18 protein-coding genes and 1 pseudogene are annotated in these 16,387 nt (G+C 53.2%); 7 read left to right on the top strand and 12 right to left on the bottom strand.

Annotated features, from left to right (window positions below):
- Window positions 1–1,494, top strand: coding sequence for a cryptochrome/photolyase family protein (locus GOW31_RS16965; RefSeq protein WP_171171679.1), 1,494 nt, complete (start codon window positions 1–3; stop codon window positions 1,492–1,494).
- A gap of 166 nt (window positions 1,495–1,660) precedes the next feature.
- Here the strand turns inward: GOW31_RS16965 and GOW31_RS16960 are convergent, their stop codons facing one another.
- Entirely contained in the window at window positions 1,661–2,593 is a 933-nt protein-coding gene (locus GOW31_RS16960) for an SdiA-regulated domain-containing protein (RefSeq protein ID WP_171171677.1), read from the bottom strand.
- 211 nt (window positions 2,594–2,804) lie between these two features.
- Between GOW31_RS16960 and GOW31_RS16955 the strand changes: the two genes are divergently transcribed.
- The gene (locus GOW31_RS16955; protein WP_216601229.1) at window positions 2,805–3,533 is read left to right on the top strand and encodes a DUF4956 domain-containing protein; all 729 of its coding nucleotides are present in this window, start codon (window positions 2,805–2,807) and stop codon (window positions 3,531–3,533) included.
- On the opposite strand, the gene GOW31_RS16950 is transcribed toward GOW31_RS16955, so the two are convergent.
- The 7 genes from GOW31_RS16950 to GOW31_RS16920 all read right to left on the bottom strand — a co-directional run bounded on the left by GOW31_RS16950 (window position 3,534) and on the right by GOW31_RS16920 (window position 8,887).
- Window positions 3,534–4,475, bottom strand: coding sequence for a metallophosphoesterase (locus tag GOW31_RS16950; RefSeq protein WP_171171673.1), 942 nt, complete (start codon window positions 4,473–4,475; stop codon window positions 3,534–3,536).
- Window positions 4,465–5,898, bottom strand: a complete 1,434-nt coding sequence (locus GOW31_RS16945) for a hypothetical protein (protein WP_171171671.1) — start codon at window positions 5,896–5,898, stop codon at window positions 4,465–4,467. Before GOW31_RS16945 ends, GOW31_RS16950 begins: the two co-directional genes overlap by 11 nt.
- 781 nt (window positions 5,899–6,679) lie before the next feature.
- Window positions 6,680–6,853: a hypothetical protein gene (locus GOW31_RS16940; RefSeq protein WP_170755412.1), complete on the bottom strand. Its 174-nt coding sequence runs from the start codon at window positions 6,851–6,853 to the stop codon at window positions 6,680–6,682.
- Between the two features lie 41 nt (window positions 6,854–6,894).
- A complete protein-coding gene (locus tag GOW31_RS16935) occupies window positions 6,895–7,200 on the bottom strand; it encodes a hypothetical protein (RefSeq protein WP_152456654.1) in 306 nt (101 codons plus the stop codon).
- A 53-nt stretch (window positions 7,201–7,253) separates the two neighbouring features.
- Window positions 7,254–7,868, bottom strand: coding sequence for a hypothetical protein (locus tag GOW31_RS16930; RefSeq protein ID WP_171171669.1), 615 nt, complete (start codon window positions 7,866–7,868; stop codon window positions 7,254–7,256).
- A gap of 55 nt (window positions 7,869–7,923) precedes the next feature.
- Window positions 7,924–8,223 (bottom strand): hypothetical protein, encoded by a 300-nt coding sequence (locus tag GOW31_RS16925; RefSeq protein ID WP_171171667.1) that lies wholly within the window; start codon window positions 8,221–8,223, stop codon window positions 7,924–7,926.
- 364 nt (window positions 8,224–8,587) lie between these two features.
- Entirely contained in the window at window positions 8,588–8,887 is a 300-nt protein-coding gene (locus tag GOW31_RS16920; RefSeq protein WP_171171664.1) for a hypothetical protein, read from the bottom strand.
- 556 nt (window positions 8,888–9,443) lie between these two features.
- Between GOW31_RS16920 and GOW31_RS16915 the strand changes: the two genes are divergently transcribed.
- From GOW31_RS16915 to GOW31_RS22115, 4 genes and pseudogenes are all read left to right on the top strand, one after another.
- Entirely contained in the window at window positions 9,444–9,959 is a 516-nt protein-coding gene (locus tag GOW31_RS16915; RefSeq protein ID WP_171120647.1) for a DUF805 domain-containing protein, read from the top strand.
- Window positions 9,960–10,034: 75 nt separating this feature from the next.
- Complete coding sequence (locus tag GOW31_RS16910) at window positions 10,035–10,805, top strand: hypothetical protein (protein ID WP_152456660.1); 771 nt, start codon at window positions 10,035–10,037, stop codon at window positions 10,803–10,805.
- Window positions 10,789–11,325 carry a hypothetical protein gene (locus GOW31_RS16905; protein ID WP_171171662.1) on the top strand — a complete coding sequence of 179 codons (537 nt, stop codon included), beginning with the start codon at window positions 10,789–10,791 and terminating at the stop codon, window positions 11,323–11,325. The genes GOW31_RS16910 and GOW31_RS16905 overlap by 17 nt, the downstream gene beginning before the upstream one ends.
- A 508-nt stretch (window positions 11,326–11,833) precedes the next feature.
- Window positions 11,834–11,985, top strand: a pseudogene (locus tag GOW31_RS22115) (integrase); the annotation flags it as partial.
- A gap of 137 nt (window positions 11,986–12,122) precedes the next feature.
- Here GOW31_RS22115 and GOW31_RS16900 read toward each other — a convergent pair.
- The 4 genes from GOW31_RS16900 to GOW31_RS22110 all read right to left on the bottom strand — a co-directional run bounded on the left by GOW31_RS16900 (window position 12,123) and on the right by GOW31_RS22110 (window position 15,670).
- On the bottom strand, window positions 12,123–13,088 hold the full coding sequence (locus tag GOW31_RS16900; RefSeq protein ID WP_171171659.1) for an ion transporter: 966 nt from the start codon (window positions 13,086–13,088) through the stop codon (window positions 12,123–12,125).
- Window positions 13,081–14,271 carry a low temperature requirement protein A gene (locus GOW31_RS16895; RefSeq protein ID WP_171120640.1) on the bottom strand — a complete coding sequence of 397 codons (1,191 nt, stop codon included), beginning with the start codon at window positions 14,269–14,271 and terminating at the stop codon, window positions 13,081–13,083. Before GOW31_RS16895 ends, GOW31_RS16900 begins: the two co-directional genes overlap by 8 nt.
- 198 nt (window positions 14,272–14,469) lie before the next feature.
- A complete protein-coding gene (locus GOW31_RS16890; protein ID WP_217356701.1) occupies window positions 14,470–15,048 on the bottom strand; it encodes a DsbA family oxidoreductase in 579 nt (192 codons plus the stop codon).
- A 247-nt stretch (window positions 15,049–15,295) separates the two neighbouring features.
- A complete protein-coding gene (locus GOW31_RS22110; RefSeq protein ID WP_254441748.1) occupies window positions 15,296–15,670 on the bottom strand; it encodes a DUF6538 domain-containing protein in 375 nt (124 codons plus the stop codon).
- Window positions 15,671–15,971: 301 nt separating this feature from the next.
- Between GOW31_RS22110 and GOW31_RS16880 the strand changes: the two genes are divergently transcribed.
- Window positions 15,972–16,387: integrase arm-type DNA-binding domain-containing protein (locus GOW31_RS16880; RefSeq protein WP_171171657.1), on the top strand; the 416-nt coding region annotated here is incomplete at its 3' end.

Below are 16,387 nucleotides of genomic sequence, written 5' to 3'. Positions count from 1 at the left end.
ATGTCCACTGCCGCCCTTTTACTTCCCAACCAATTGTTTGCCCAACACCCGGGCCTGGCCGCCCGGCCCGATACTGTTGCACTTTTCGAAGACCCGCTTTTCTTTGGCGACACGTACTATCCCGCCACGATGCACAAGCAAAAGCTTTGGCTGCACCGCGCCTCAATGGCGCGCTATCGCGATGGCTTGGTCGCCAAGGGCTTTGATGCTGCGATCTGGCCCTTTGAGCGGCAGCCGGGTGCATGTCTGCGGCTTTTTCAGAACCTGCGTGATCGTGGTGTCAGCCGAGTGATCATGGCTGATCCAGTAGACTTCATTGCAGAAAGACGTTTTCGGGCAGCGGCTGGCAATACCGACATCACGCTCGATATCCAGCCATCGCCCGGCTTTTTGAATACGCGGGCCGACAATCTGGAATGGTCTGCCGGTCGAAAACGCTGGTTCATGGCGGAGTTCTACAAGGGCCAACGCCGCCGTTTGAACGTGTTGATGGACAGCGGCCAACCGGCCGGGGGACAATGGAGTTTTGACGAGGAAAACCGCAAAAAATTGCCCAAGGCGCTGTTGGGCAGCCTGCCTTGGATCGACTGGCCTGCCCATGACGCAGTTGATGAAGCGGCAAAAGCGAGCGTTATCGCTGACTTTCCAGATGCATTGGGCAGCCTGGAAAAGTTGTTTTATCCGACGTCACACAAAGCTGCATCCGACTGGCTGGCGCAGTTTCTGGAACGGCGGTTCGAACACTTTGGCGACTATGAAGATGCTATTGTCGAGGGGGAAAACTGGCTGTGGCATGCCGTTCTTACGCCTGCTTTGAACATCGGCTTGTTGACGCCGAAGCAAGTTTTGGACGCTGCCCTGGCGCATGCTGATCGCAAGGGCATTCCCCTTAACTCGGTAGAAGGATTCATCCGCCAGATCATTGGTTGGCGCGAGTTTATGCGTGCTACCTATGAGAACCTTGGTGTGCAGATGCGCACTACAAACCATTGGGGCCATCACCGCCCTATGCCTCGCTCATTCTACAACGGAACCACTGGTATTGATCCGCTGGACGACACGATCAAAAGGGTGCTCGAAACCGGGTATTGCCACCACATTGAACGCCTTATGGTACTGGGAGGATTTATGTTTCTGTGTGAGATTGATCCAGACCATGTCTATCGCTGGTTCATGGAAATGTTCGTCGACAGCTATGATTGGGTGATGGTTCCTAATGCCTATGCGATGAGCCAGCATGCCGATGGCGGGTTGATCACCACCAAACCGTATTTTTCCGGCTCAAACTACATTCGAAAAATGAGCCATTGGGGCAAAGGGCCCTGGGCAGATATCTGGGACGGGCTTTATTGGCGCTTTATCCTGAAACACACCGATAGACTTGCTGGCAATCCCCGTTGGGCGATGATGTGCCGTACGGCTGGGCGCATGTCGCCAGAGGTCAAAAACAAGCATGTCACGACGGCTGAAGCCTTTTTGCGACGTATGACGTGAGCATGAAATTTACCCGCGCAATGTCCTGCGCTGGATCAAGGTCGCCTAGTCCCAGCCACACTCCAACGGAGGTTCTGATCGAGGCGGACAAAGGTAGAAGCGTACAAAGCAAGCTGCAACAACTTGCGGAAGCCATTGTGGCGGTGTGAGCTTCGTTTTCTAGCTATCAAAATTCGGGAATATCAAAAACATACAGTCGCGATTTCTCGGCATCATCTGTCAGGATGTAGAGAAGTCCATTGGGCTCATCCAGGGCGATCCCTTCTGGATGCTTTACAACCTTACGGTCGCCGTCTTTCATATAAGTTAGTTCTATTGTCTCTGCCGTTCTCGTCTCGGGATTGTACAAAAAGATCTGGCGCCCTTTGTCGCTCAGAATCCACAGTACACCTGAGGACGCAGACCAAGCCAATCCGCTTACATCCAGCTCATCGTCATTTACGCGATCAGACTTAAAACCAGATTCGCGATCCAAGGGGGTGATTTCCTCGATCTCCGTCAGCTCTGGTGACAATACCAGCAACAACCGCGGTTTCCCTTCGATGACCACGAATACTCGCCCAGTGTCCGGATCGACTGTGATGCCCTCAGGCCCTTTGTTCAATGGATTACCGACGAGCATTTCAGCTGCATCCGAATAACCCTTGAGAGTAGCAAGTGGAACCGTTGTCAGTTGAATGGGGTCGGTTGGGTGAACGACTAGAATTGACCGGTCAGTTTCCTGAAGCACCAATACAGATCCATCTTTTCGCGAAGCGACACCCTCAAGGTCTGATCCCTTCAGTGATGGCAACTTGAAAGAGTTTCCCAATGCCCCGTCGATTCCAAGGAGACGCAGTTTAGGTTCGGCATCGCTGACAGACCACAAGAAGCCTTCAGCGCTGGAAAGCGACAGACCTGAAGGCTCTGAAAACCCTTCTGATTTGTCTGCGACCTTGAACCTATCGACCAGAACCAGATCAGCACTTTCGGCGCATGCAGGATCAGCCCACAGCAGGAAGGCTGCCGCCACTAACCCGGGCGCAAAAGCGAGCCGTCTAAGCATAAAGAAGCTCCCTGAAATTTCAGGTTTTGACGGAAACACTTTGTTTTCTGCCATTCAGTTTTCTCGCCCGTGGAACACATCCCTTTATCGCGTTCTTATCACAACTCAGATGCGATGTCGGAAGAATGCTCATTGAACTCTTTACCTGATCCCGCTTGTTGCGATTGAATTGAATGGGGCACGATGTGCCTGTGGTGAAGCCTAAGCCCTTGGCCTGAGCAGGAAGGAAGAAAAGCTGAATACGACATTCCCGTTTAAAACCGTGTTGTTGATGCTGCTGTTGCCAGGCGCTGCGGTGTCGCAAATCGATCCTGCAACGATGCTGGCCGGAGCTTCGGAATCAGAAATTCTGATCGAACGCCAATGGACTCAGTTTCGCGGCAAACAGGAACTGTATTTCTTTACTCTCGATGTGGTGGTCACGATCATTCTGGCTGGCTTGATCGTCTATCATCCGGTGAGACGCAAAGCCCGTAGAAGCATCGGCGACTTGGTCATGCCGAGGCTGTTCTTCCTTTATGCTCTTATTGGCATGGCTGTTGGATTCCTGGTGGTTCAGCACGGATCAATGATTGGTTTTGTCATATTTGGCATCGGAGCTTTGCTCAGGTTTCGCTCCAATCTGGATGATCCGGTAGACACCGTCGAAATGATAGTCGTAACTGTTCTTGGTCTTGCGGTCGGTTTGGGCTTGCCGCTGATGGCCACGCTGGTGGCAGTTGTTTGTTGGTGTTTCATTTGGCTTGGAGGGCGAAACAAGGGTGTTGAGATTTCTCTCAAAGCTTCGGACGAAGAGCACTCATTGAACGTCAGCGGCGCCATTGAAGCCATGGCCGCAGACGCTGGCTGGAAGCTGGTCAGAAAACACCACGTCCCTGGCAAGTCTCGCGTTTCATTGCTTTTCATTACTTCGGGTGGACTTTCAGAAGCCCGGATCGAAGAGATGATAAACGATCTGGTCCCCGAAAAAGTTGAGTTGAAACTCAACCTCTAGTTATTTCACAAGGTCCAATCGTTTTAACACCGCATTCGGGGATCTGATCTCTTTCGGGAGCGACTTGAAGTTTACCGACCTTTCGAAATCGGGCCCTCGATATACTGCTATCCCAAACTCTCCGTTCGGCTGGAACGTAACATGAGTGAAGCTGTGAGGTGATCTGGCATTATCACCAATCAGCCGTCGTGGACCACCGCCCAAACAAGCTTGCGAAACATAAGCCACACCGTCTTTCCAGCCTGGGTAAAAGGCATGATGGTGGCCGGACAGATGCAGAACGACCCCGCTTTGCAGGTAGATTTTCTCAAGTGCCGGGTCACCGATGATTTCGCGTTCGCGCTGGATCGCGAAGGGCCAAAGCGGCAGGTGACTGAAAGTGACAATCGGGTTTCCATTCGCCGCCAGTTCCTCAATTTGGTCCTTCTGATCGCCGGATAGCGGCCCAAGGGTCGTGGCATCCAAAGACGCAAACGTGACGCCTTTCATCTCAAACGCGTAGAAGAACGGATAGTCATCCGAAACCAGGAAATCGACGTCTGGTTTTCTCGGTGCCCATTCCTCGGCGTATATTTTTCTTTCACGTTCGAACCCGCGATAGGCAGAGGCATCATGGTTTCCCGGCGTGACCGCAAATGGAATTCCGGCAGCCTCCAGCGGGTCTGACACTGCCTTGTGAAACGCCTTCCACATCTCTCTGACCTGTTTGTCTGACAAGTTGGGAATGCGCTGACCCGCAACCATATCTCCGGTCGAAATCACCAGATCTGGATCAATCTCGATTATCCGTTCAATTGCTTTGTCGACACGGGCATCGTATTTTATCGAGCCATAGCTTCCGTTCAGATCCGATATGACGATTACATCCAAAGCCGCCGCTTTGCAGGCAAGCAGAGCGGACCAAATCAACACCGCCGCGGTGACGGAGCGCTTACGGGTCATTACAGTCCACAGCCTTTACCTCGGTGTCGTTTTTCAAAAAGAATGCGACGGGGTCCAAGTCGAACATCAAAACACCTTTTGAACAATTGCTCTGGAGAATGGACGTTGCCAGCGCTGTATTTTTAACGGCTTGCGCAATCTGCCTATCTGACAGGCCAAAGCTTTGCGACAACCAGTCATAAATCGGGCCTTGCGTTTGAAGGTCGTTATTCAAAGCAAACAAGCGTTGGTAAGTGCTTGGAGAAAAATGTCGCATTTTCTCCAACATCTGAGTGGATTTCGCAAAGTTGGCATATTCGACACGCCCACCAGCATCGTTGTCGTTTAGATTGCTGCGACGGATCAATAATGCGTCGGCTGGAACATCTCCATCGTTTGGCTTATGGTGCTTGGCCTTCTTGTGCTTCAGGTCTCCGTCTTCGACCCAATACCAATAGGGTGTGAAGTCTATGTTTCCTACGCGGTCCTGCTGGCTAAAGATGAAGTCGAGCAGAACAATCTCGGTAAGTTCTTGCATCCAAAATGCCATCTGTTGGTCGCTGACATCGGGGCCGAGATCCTTGTTGATCTGCCGATCCTTTCGACCTTCCCTGACACCCTCTACAATGGCCTCGGGCAAGGGTTTTGAAGACCGCAAGGCCAAGAAGGCGGGTGTTTCCTGAAAATCGCGGTTTTGGCCTTTGCCCCAACCGGATTTACGGGTGCCGTTGATTTCCGAGCCGTAGCGATGACCGGGGCTGTCAAGCAGGACACCGTATATCTGCGTTCGATCCGCGGTGAACAGATCATCGGTTGGCTGGTACGAGTTCGGACCGGCATCCGCAGCCACGAATACCCGCCAACCTTCGTGGTTCATGCGCCCGCCATGAGAGCCACCAGAAATCGCAAGGCCGGGCTCTGCGACCTCGGTGAGATGCGCCTGAGCGTCCATGCTACGCCAGACCGCCACCGGAACGTTCACCGTCGCGTCGAAATACCTGGAGAAATGGTAGTAGAGCAGCGAAGAGGTTGAAAACGTTCCGCTTGTACCCTTCTGGTTCATGGTGGATTTGAATTTAGCCACCCTGTCCTTTGCCAGATCTTTTGCCGCCTTCCCCTCTTTGCAAGCGTTTCTCTCGAATTCGGAACGGTTCCCGGCGTAGGGTCCTTCCGAAATATCGTAGACGGCCATTCCTGGGCTGGTGCTCCAGGTTTTTGGGCAAACAGCAATTTCGGAGGCATAGAAATCAATCTCGCAATAGGTTGTTTCTTCCTCAAGATCGCTTTTCTTATACGCGCCCGTTGGTATTTTCTCGATCCGAATACAGCGCTCAGTAAATCCGTTAGGGCTATCAAAAGTCGTGGCTTCACCCAGAACATCGTCGCTCGCCCACAAGATGGTGGGTGCAATGAAAGCAAGAGACCCCAGAAGATGGAACTTCATTTGAATAGTCCTCCGGATATCATCTAGGGCAAATCGCAGCCCGTTTTTCGGCGGAAATCTTCAGATTGGGGTCGACACTGAAGTTGGAAAATTTTGAGTCAATCCACTGGTCACACCCGCCTGAACAAGGCGCCCCGTTTCGGGCATCATTCCAATAATCCTTGGCCCTTTCTTCCGTCCAACCGCAAAACTGAACAAGCGCCATTGCCGACAGTGCGCCAGAGGAATGAACGCCCCACATGCAGTGCACCAGAACAGGGCCCTTACCCGGGTTTTCAATTACTTCGTGTATGGATGCCATGACGACACCGGGACGGGAGGATCTGGCGCTCTGATAGTCAAAGGATCCGTTCCCACAACTGGTGCGGCCGTACTGAGTGTCTTTGCCGAAGTCGGCATAAAACCCAGTTGAAAACCCTTTTTCGCACAAGGTTTCGCGTTGAACGTCACTCAGACCCGTTCGATCCTTGTCGCCGCCCTTGAAACCGGATCGATACAACACACCGCTTAAGACTGGGCGGAAGAAAGCGACGCCATCGACCCCTCCGTCGCCACTTTTTGAAAGCATTTGGCTGTTGCTAGGGCCACCGTTTCGGCTGGTGACGTCAGAAGTCGCAGCGGTTGCCAGAACACCAATGAATATAAGTGACGTCAAAAACCGCATGCGTGTTCCTTTCTGTGTTCAGCCCGTGATGCTCACACTTTTCCAGCCGGTAATCTCTCGGAGAGACACATTCACCGTAAACATCTTTGGTGGCGGTTAGCGTCCCGCCGCGAAGCTTCAAATTGGCCACACCAGATTGATGATAACGACGACCACGAAGTAGGCCAGAACAACTTTCCAATTCCACTGGTGTTTGTTTTCTTCGTTGATCACGCCGGCCGATTTCAATGCCAGGTTTGTGATAATCAAAGCGACAACGATGACCGCCGCATGTGCCAGATCGAAATGCAAACTAGAGCTCCTTTTTTCAGATTTGGGATTGTTGAAAATTGTCAGCAGTCGCCTGATGGCAGCATAGTTACATCTGAATACCTTCCTTCAGATGTCGTGATCCGCGCACATGCGCCGGTATCTTTGTTAAACCAGTAAGAGGTCAGCCCTTCGCTTCGGATAAGTTCAAACCCAAGACTTTGGATGCCCATTTCAGCCTGACCCGCTCTGGCCCCTTCAAATGACGAAAGATCGCTAGAGCTGCCCACAGTTGGTGCACTCGCATCCACTGACCCGCCACTCTCGTCGCATGCTGAGAGTACAGAAATACACACTGTACCGATCACCAAAAAGACTTTGGATTTCATCTGTTTTTTCCTAGCTGATTTGAGTTGCCGTTCCAGGGTTTTCCGTCGATCACCTATTCAATTCCGAAAATTACGTTGTAGCCGACGGAAGAGTTGCCGCGGTTGATGACCTCGACAACATGATCACCGGATTGCCACAGCTGCCCTCGATACTCCTTGTCCGCCGACATCAATCCCAACAGTTCAGAACCATCGGGGTTTCGAATAACGTAGTCCAAGGTGCCATTTCGCGGAGCAACGCGAACGTAAAGGAACTGTTCGTTTTTGGCGCCAAGGACGTATTGCTGGGACGCTCCGGGCGCGAGTTGGCCAACGAGTTCGGCGCCAGTTGAACCAGCATCGAATTTGACACGTTGGCTACCGGTAGATCCTTCGGCACCGGCCATAGCTCCACCACCATCATCCATCGCCTCGACAACCGACATCTCTCCGATGCTTCCATCCTTGTACGCGATGCATCGCCAGAGTGTCCCACCTGCGTCACGTAGCATGACCAACGTGCCAGCTTCGGAAAACTCTGAGCTTTCAATCGTACCGGATTGACCGTCTGGCCCACCAACTTGCCGTAAATGATCGATACACGCGTCATCGGCTTCCGACATTGCAAGAGCAGCTGTGCCCGAAATTGCAAACATGGGTGTGAGGAGGTTCAGTAAACGGAGTTTCATCAGATTGTCCCCTGTTGGCTAATCCTTACAGTGTTCTTCTGTACAAAGCGGAACATCACTTCGCTTCCCGCAACTTGGACAGAAACTCATCGCATGCCTGTGCGCTTCCGACGATCTCGTCCGTCGTTTCAATTCCTTGCAGGGATGCCATCTCGGAATTCACGCGATTGAGGATCTGATCCGCTTGCTCGGCGGTGATCAGATTCTCGGCTTGTGCGCCTTTCAATGTAGAGCAGACACCGGCGGACAAGCCTGTCGCAACGCCGACACCCATCGCGGCACCTCCACCCAAGGTCATCGCCCCAACCACGCCGAGGACGAGCCCGATCACGATACCCAAGATCGCTTTTCCCATGTTTTCCTCCCTTTTGGTGAGAATGCGTTCGGCGTTCACTACTGCCGCAAACTGCGTACCCATTTGCAAATCAAGACCAGCGCTAGAAGATTGAAAACCGGTGCGAGCGCCGCGAACCACGGTTTGGTCGACTCCGAGAGCAAGTCCGCTAGAAGTATCCAGGGCAACCCCAACGGCAAAAGGAACACCCCGGACAAAGGGTCTTTTTCTTGCCCCAACCAGCCAAATGTACCCGTCAAGAACGCAACCAACGCCAACAGGTAAAGGATCGCGAATATGATAGTGGCTATTCTACAAACCAAGTCGAGCATTCCGATGAGCGAGCCAGTGCTGCGCGGCCGTGTTCAGCCACGCACCAAACAGGTCACAATGCGCCTTCGTCGCCCAGGAACTCGATACCGGCTGTGGCGCCATCACTGTAAGCAATACAGTTCCATGGGGCACGATCCTCGCCAACGCCGACGGTGACCTGGGTTCCCGCCTCGCTGAACGCAGACGACAGAACAACGACTTGCGAATTGTTCGTTGTGTTGGCCACGTCTCGCAAACACGCTTGCTGAGCGGGCGTGAGCTCGGCAGACGCGCTTGATGTACCCGCATCGTCGCAGGCCGCAAGCAGTGCGAAACATGTCGTGCCTGCAACCATCACCATCTTGTTGGTCATTTTCTTCTCCCTCTGGGTTCTTTGATCTCAATTGAATTAGAGGCGACGTTTTGAAGCTCCAGCGCCTAAGCGGCCAATAGTGCATACCTCGAACTGGTGACTGCCGTTCCCAAAAGACTTGCCGCTTAAGGTTTGGCCGGCAGAACAATATTGCGTTGATCGCATGCACTGCCAACAACGCGTGACCGCACTGGAAAAAGCTGGAGCGAATGTTGGAAGAAGAGCTAGTATTTTGAGTCTTGGCATCGCGTTCTCCCAACGCTCAATCATTGAAAACGCCTTCCGACTGCCAGCACTCACTCCGACAGTCGGAAGGGCCCGGTAAATCGGGCGACAGCGACAACAACGGAGGTAAAATAAAGTTGCGTCGAATTCTCATATTTGAATCTAATTTTTCATAAATCAATATTTTTTCCGCGCGTAAATTTCTCTAGGCTTTCGTGCGAAAGGCTTTTGCTTTCAAACAAAAAGAATGTGGGGATTTTCGCAAAAGCGAGTGTTCCCTACGCGGCCAAGCGTTTTTGACGCCGCCAAGAAACGACGAAGGGACAAAAACATGGGATTCGTTGAAGCAGTAAAAACGTGTTTTTCGAAATACTTCCAGTTCTCTGGTCGGGCTTTACGATCAGAATACTGGTGGTTCTTCTTGTTCGTGGTTCTCGTGAGTGCCGTATTAGCTGTGCTGGATACGATCATATTCGGGACCAATCCCGAAACGGGGCAGGGATCTCGGGTTTTGTCCTCTGTTTTCCAACTGGCTGTTCTCATACCCATGCTGGCCGCCGGTTGGCGGAGGCTGCATGATACAGGACGACCTGGCTGGTATTTGCTGCTGCCGATGGCGCTTAGCATTACAACGCTTTTTGTTATGCTGGGCGGGGTGGCGTTCTTTTCGGTATTGGAGCAAGGAACGGAAAACCCCGATACATTACGTGGACCCGCGGCAGTTTTGGGCGCAACCGGCATTGTTGTTTTCTCAATTCTTCAATTGGTTCTGTCCATCCTGATGATCTGGTGGCTGACACGACCTTCCCAAGAAGGCGCAAACGAATACGGCGAACCTGTTTCCTGATCTGGCTGTCGGCGCGGTGGGCCCGACGCTCTGCTGCAAGAAAGAGCCAAATGCAACGCCGTGGAGAGAGAAAGAATGAATTTCAAGCCGATTTCCGTTGGAGCGCTGATGATGGCAATGGCAACCACGGCATCGGCGGAGTGGTCGTTCAGTTCCGGGCCTAGTCCCAATGCATTTATTCAGACCGGAAACATGACGCTGGAACTTCAGTGTAACCGTATCCGCTTTGCTCCGGCTGGATATGAGGACAGCCAGGACATTGTGCAGAAGCAGGGGCTTTCCATTCGATTTTTGAAGAACGGCACCACCGAAGTTGGGGCATTTCAGGTTGGCGCAGAAAACGCTGCCGTGCAGATCGTCGACAACTATCCCGTCGAAGTCAGTTTCAATAGTCAAGAGGACTATGGTTTTGTACTGGACCAGCTTGCGGCCAATGCATCGGTTAATCTGTCCATGATTGATCAAGATATCAGCTATGGAATCTTTGACTTGAAAGGTTCCAGCGCGGCAATTCAGTCCCTTCGTTCCGCCTGCGATTCAGGTGCTCGCCAGGGGGCCTCCTACGAAGCGCCCGAAGGCATCGCCTATTGTGGTGGCGGAGCGGTAGAGCGCGTGATCGAACCGGTAATTTTGGACACTCCGGACGGGGAGTGGGACGCGCGAGTATCGGTCAATGGCGAGTTGATCAGAGCCATGACCGCCTATAGTTATTTTGGAAACTCTAAGCCGCCGGCCGGATTTGTCGTCGCCCTGCTTGGGGAAGACAGGTCCGAGTTTCTGATTTTTAACGAAGGCGCGGAAAACTGGCTGGAATACGGGGACTTCAGATATGATCAATGCAATTGACGCCGCCTTCCAATCAGTTTCCCCAATAGAGCACCAGCTGAAGTATTTGGTTTCCGGGATCGTACTTGTTTCGGGACTAGTTTGGACCTCACCAGCTGTCGCGGCTGATGTATCGCAACTTCCGCCCGGTTTGCAGGCGAAGGTTGATCTGGCGGCACGAGCCTGCGCGGAGTTCAACGACGGTCAGTTTGACATAGCCTGGGGCGCGGTTGAAAGGGTCGATCTCGACGGAGATCTACAACGCGACTGGGTTCTGAATGAGTCTGGTTTTGCGTGTTCGAGCGCCGCATCCCTTTACTGTGGTACCGGCGGATGCATGTCGCACTTTTGGATTAGCGAAGAGGTGCATTCCTTGCTCAACCAAGGCTGGACGGTCGTTGATTTTGGGAGCCAACGCATTGTCATCGCGGACGTGCATGGATCCGATTGCGAGGGAATAAATCCGACGCCATGCGTCAGCGCCAGTGTGTGGGATGCCGAAGCCAAGACTTGGCGCTCGTCTGCTGGAAGCTGGGAGTAAACTGTTTTTGTGTTTAGCAACTGTACCAGAGGACCCTGTTTGTTCCTGGGGTTCTCTGTGGCATGCAAATCTGTGGTATAGCTGTACAAAACTGTGACCGAATACCGCGCAGATTTATGGGTTGGGTTCTGCGGTTTTTCTTAAGTCACAGGGCGGCCTATACCCTTCAACCGCAGGTAAATCCCCACGACCTCAGACAAAAGAACAGATGACGAGGAGGCAACAAGCGGCAGATCGGAGTGGTCGGCTCCCGCTGCATTTTGAAGCCTCAGCATGTGCTTCCCCACAAGTTCTGCGTCACGACACCTCAGGTGGTACCAGTATTTATCGAGCTGATCGGCAGCTCTTCTGGCTTTCATTTCAGCGAGCTTGGGCGACTTTGTGCGAATGGAAGGCACGCGAGCAGCAACCAGACCACAGCCATTGGCAACTTGCCGATTTTGGGAAGGACAGGAATGGATGTAGGCATCACAGTGTTCGAAAACCAAGTCCCCGTTTTCGCAACACGTTGCGCCCCTGGAACAAGGGACGGCTTTTGGTAAAGAAGCGGCCGTTGCAGCCAAAGCAGGCTAGGGCCATTCACCCCCGGCTTGAACTCGCAAAAACCTGAGAAAGCTTGCTCTGTTACATCGTGCTATCGACAGCAAGTTGCGTGGATGCCGTCGACAACACAGATCGCGTAGGACAGCAGCGAAACATCCAAGCACGCGAAATACTCTATTCGAAACCCCCTATTTTCACAGATCTGCTGTGATCCAGTTGGGAGCTCGGCACCTGATCAGTGGCAGGCCAATTGCTCACGCTTGGGGCTTGGCCTTTTGCACAGTTTGCCCGCAGGTAGGGCAGTGATCGGCCTGGGACATGGTCTCAGCGTGTACGCGGTTTCGGATATGATCGGCAGCGCGACGCGAGAGACCCAATTGCTTGCGAACGGCTTCAATAACGGCCTCGTCCGCGTCGCAGATATCGCCGTCTTCCAAGGCCTTTCGAAATTCACGTTCCAGGCTGGCTCGTCGGCGGTGCAACTGGTCGTTCAGACCGCTGGCAATGATCCCTGCGGGCAATGCGGCCATCCCAATGCCAATCACCGTGATCGCAGCGCCGAAGATCTTACCGGCAACTGTCACGGGCGTCACGTCGCCATAACCAACGGTCGTAAGCGTTGCCATCGCCCACCACATCGCCGCTGGGATCGATCCGAATGCCTCCGGTTGCGCTTCGTGCTCTGCCAGCCATGCACCGCTGGCAGCAAAGATCAGCATCACCATCAGGATAAAAAAACCTGCAAAAAAGGCGCCGGCCTCTTCCTCAAACACAGCGAGCAGCATGCCAAGTGCGGGCGAGTACCGAGTGAGTTTGAGGAGCCGCAACATACGGAAGGTCCGCAACAGACGCAGATCAACCGGGAAGATCAAATAGAGCAGCGCAGGTAAAATCGCTAGTAAATCGATGATGGCGATCGGGGAGACGGCCCAGGCAGCACGCGTTTTGTAACTTGGATTTTCGGTGGCGACCCACAGCCTTGACGCGTATTCGACTACGAATACGAACAGAGAAAAACCCTCAAAGAGGTTCAGCGCCAGGCCCCAACGGGTATATATGGAGTCGACCGTCTCCAGGATAACGGCGGCCACGTTCAGTGTGATGAGGGCAATTAGAGCTATTTCAAGCAACCATGGACCGGTGGCCGCCCTGTCCGGGCGCTCGAGCCACCAATAGACTTTCCTTTTTAGATAGCCCGAATTTGTAACTGCCTCACTCATGTCGAAACTGCGTCCAGGCGCGCGTCAGGGGGATCGCGATTTGCGATAGCAAGGCTGTGCCCCAGATCAGATTGCCAACCAACGAGGGAACATGGGGGACGATAAAGAAACAGGCAATAGCCAGAACGATCCCAAATACCCGCACATCCCAGCGCCCAAAGTCCGATGCAAGACGGTGTTCAATAACGTTCTGGAGCACCCAAAGCATGGCGATATATCCTGCAAGGCCGAAACAGCCAATGGCGGCATATTCGGTCGGGTATGGCTCCCAAAAACCGACTTTGACCTCGGCAGCTAAGGCCACGCCTACCATGACGCCGCATAACATCAAGATCAGATGCGCAAGCCACCAGATGACCAATGTCGACACCTTCTTGTCGTTGGGCTTGGCGTTGCCGACAAAGTCAAAATAAATCCAGCACATGACGAACATCGAAACGCCACCGATGACGAAATTAACAAGCACATCAAGTGAGACTTTGTAGATGCCTTTCTCGGACAAAGTTACGACGAGTTTGAAGAACCCTTCGCCCAGAACGATCAGTGTCAGCAGAGCAAACCGTTCCGCCATATGGCCAAGGCGCGGGACGAAACGTTCGAAGCGCAATACAGTGAGGCCTGGGATCATGTACATCGCCTGCGTGGCCACCATTGCGGCAGCAAACACCCAATAGGCCAAGGGTGTTGGCAGAAATGCCGTGATGGCAAAGATCACCGCAAAAACCGAAAAATTCCGGATCTGGGCCGTCGACATGGACTCGCCAGATGAATTGGCCCGCCGGGCGCGATAGTACAACGCCGCGAGCATGGCCCTGTTCGCTGCAAATCCTAACGCGAAGAAAACCCAACCCTTGCCGTCAATAGCCGGGATCGCCGCTGCCATGAACATCACCGTGCAGATCATCACGGCCATAATCAGCCGGTGCCAGAAATCGGTGCTGACGAAGATCGAGTTGAATATGCTGAGTTCGCCCCACGCGTACCAGAGCGTGATGAAGACCCCGGCGAACACAAGAAACCCATGCAGATCGAGATGATGCGACAAGTAATTGCCCAGCAGAAAGATCGTCACGACATGGATCAGGTCGTAGAACAGCTCGGCCCAGTGGACATGATCATGTGCATGGTCAAGGTCCTGGTGATGTTGGGGCTTTCGCCACATGGGGTGGTCATGCAATGCCATAAATTGGGAACTCTTCAAGGTTGGAAGGCTGTTGTGGCCGACAAGCGGCCACCTAGATTGAGTTTCACTATAAGATGAAGGTTGTCGCGGAGACTTTCGTCATGCAACCCCCACAATTGTTGTTAAGCGAGGGCATGCCGGGCAACACCCGCCCGATCGTGGGTTTATTGCGCTGGCAGTGCCCGGTATTCACGGATGTCACGCGGCCCTGTCGTCTCGTAGATGCAGCAGGATGCGGGCGTAGTTTTCCTCGCCCTGCGCGCCGGTCACAAGGTGACGTTTGCCGAACACCATTGCGGGCACACCCCGAACTCCTCGGCTGATCCAGAATTGCTCTTTCTGGCGCACGTGATTGGCCCGATCTTGGCTTTGCAACATGTCCAACGCATCCGCGCGGTTCAGCCCGATGCCAGCAGCCGCATTTGCCAGAACCTGTATGTCCGAGACGTTTTCACGGCGTGTAATGAACGCCGAAAAAAGGGCCTGCTTCATTTCATGGCCTTTGCCTTGCTCGGCGGCCCAGTCAATCAATTGATGCGCGCGGAAGGTGTTATACATCCGCATGTCATCGGCGTAATTGAACGTGAACCCCAGTGCCGCGCCCATCTCTGTCAGGCGGGCTCGTGCCTTGATCGACCCTTCCAGCGTCGTCCCGTATTTCGATGCCAAGTTGTCGCGCAGGTTCTCACCACCCTCGGCCATCTGCGGATTCAACTCGAATGGATGCCAATGGATATCCAGTTCGGTCTGAGTGTCGTGCGCGGCTTCCCGTACCAAACAGATGAAAAAGCACTCACATCCTCACGTGTGAAGACCGCCCATTCCAACAGACGGTGCTGCAACTCGTTGAGCCTCTGTGGGTCCGCGTTATCCCCGACCGGTGTGTCCTCATAGTAGGGCTTGAACGCGTTGAAGATGTCTTCCTCTTCATTGGCGAAATCGAGGACAAAGGTTCGTGACTTACCCGGTGCCATGCGGTTTAGCCTGGAGAGGGTCTGAACAGCCTGAACTCCTGCCAACCGTTTCACGACATACATGGTTTGCAGCAGGGGCTGGTCGAAACCTGTCTGATACTCTCAGCGGCTAGCAAGACCCGGAACTGATCGCCATCAAAAGTCTCGGGTAACTCGGCTTCCGGTAGACCATTGTTCATCCCCACTTCGGTAAATGAGCTTTCTGGTAGCTTTGCATCACGACAACGCAGGTGATACCAGTACTCGTCCAGCTGATCGGCTGCTCTTCTGGCTCTTGCTTCAGCGATCTTGGGCGATTTTGTCCGTAGCGAATACGTGATCCGAGGCGACGTGTAGTGGTTTCTCAACTCTTTCGGGATACGGCGGCTGAAGTAGAAAACACCATCTTTGATGAAGGTGAATGGGCGCGAAATGGTCTCCGACATGGTCTACGGCTCCTAGCAGTGGCTAAAATCTGAAGCGATACCAATGTGTTAGCTGAGGAGATGGTGCCCCCACACGGACTCGAACCGCGGACCTACTGATTACAAATCAGAGATCCATTTCTCACCACCTTTTTCAACTGTCGTCCGCATCCGTCTACATCAATCCAAAATACCTATTGATTTAAATGGTTTTTAACTGTTTATATATTGTCCCCCAGACAAATAGCGTCTACAATCATCCATAATCGTCTATCAAAATCCAACCCATTTTGTCCCCCATGAGTCCCCCAGAGGCGATTTGATGAAAAGAGAACTGAACGACCGATACCTAAAGAGCCTTAAGAGACCGGCAGAAGGGCGGGACGAGATATCGGATACAAAGCGGGTCGGATTGCGGTTGCGTGTCTACCCTGCCCGCGCGGTGTGGATGTACGAAAAGAGGGTTAAGGGCGGTGCGAAGCGGAAGCATACCTTTGGAACCTATTGCACATGGTCCGCGACCGGAAAGCGCGAAGATGGCGCGATTGGGCTGGCTGAGGCCCGTGTATTGGCTCTTGAGATAGAGGCTGAGGCCGCACGTGGGTTTGATCGAGTACTTGAAGCCCAGCAGGCCCGCAGGGATCAGGAGCGCGCCGCCGCGACGGCCCAAACCCTTCAAGACGTTTTGGACGTATATGACGAACTGCACCTTTCCACCCTTAAACGTCAGGGTGAGAG

Source organism: Ruegeria sp. HKCCA0370 (assembly GCF_013033705.1).
Lineage (GTDB): Bacteria > Pseudomonadota > Alphaproteobacteria > Rhodobacterales > Rhodobacteraceae > Ruegeria.
The sequence above is the reverse complement of the archived record's forward strand: the minus strand, read 5'-3'. Positions and strand labels throughout refer to the sequence as shown.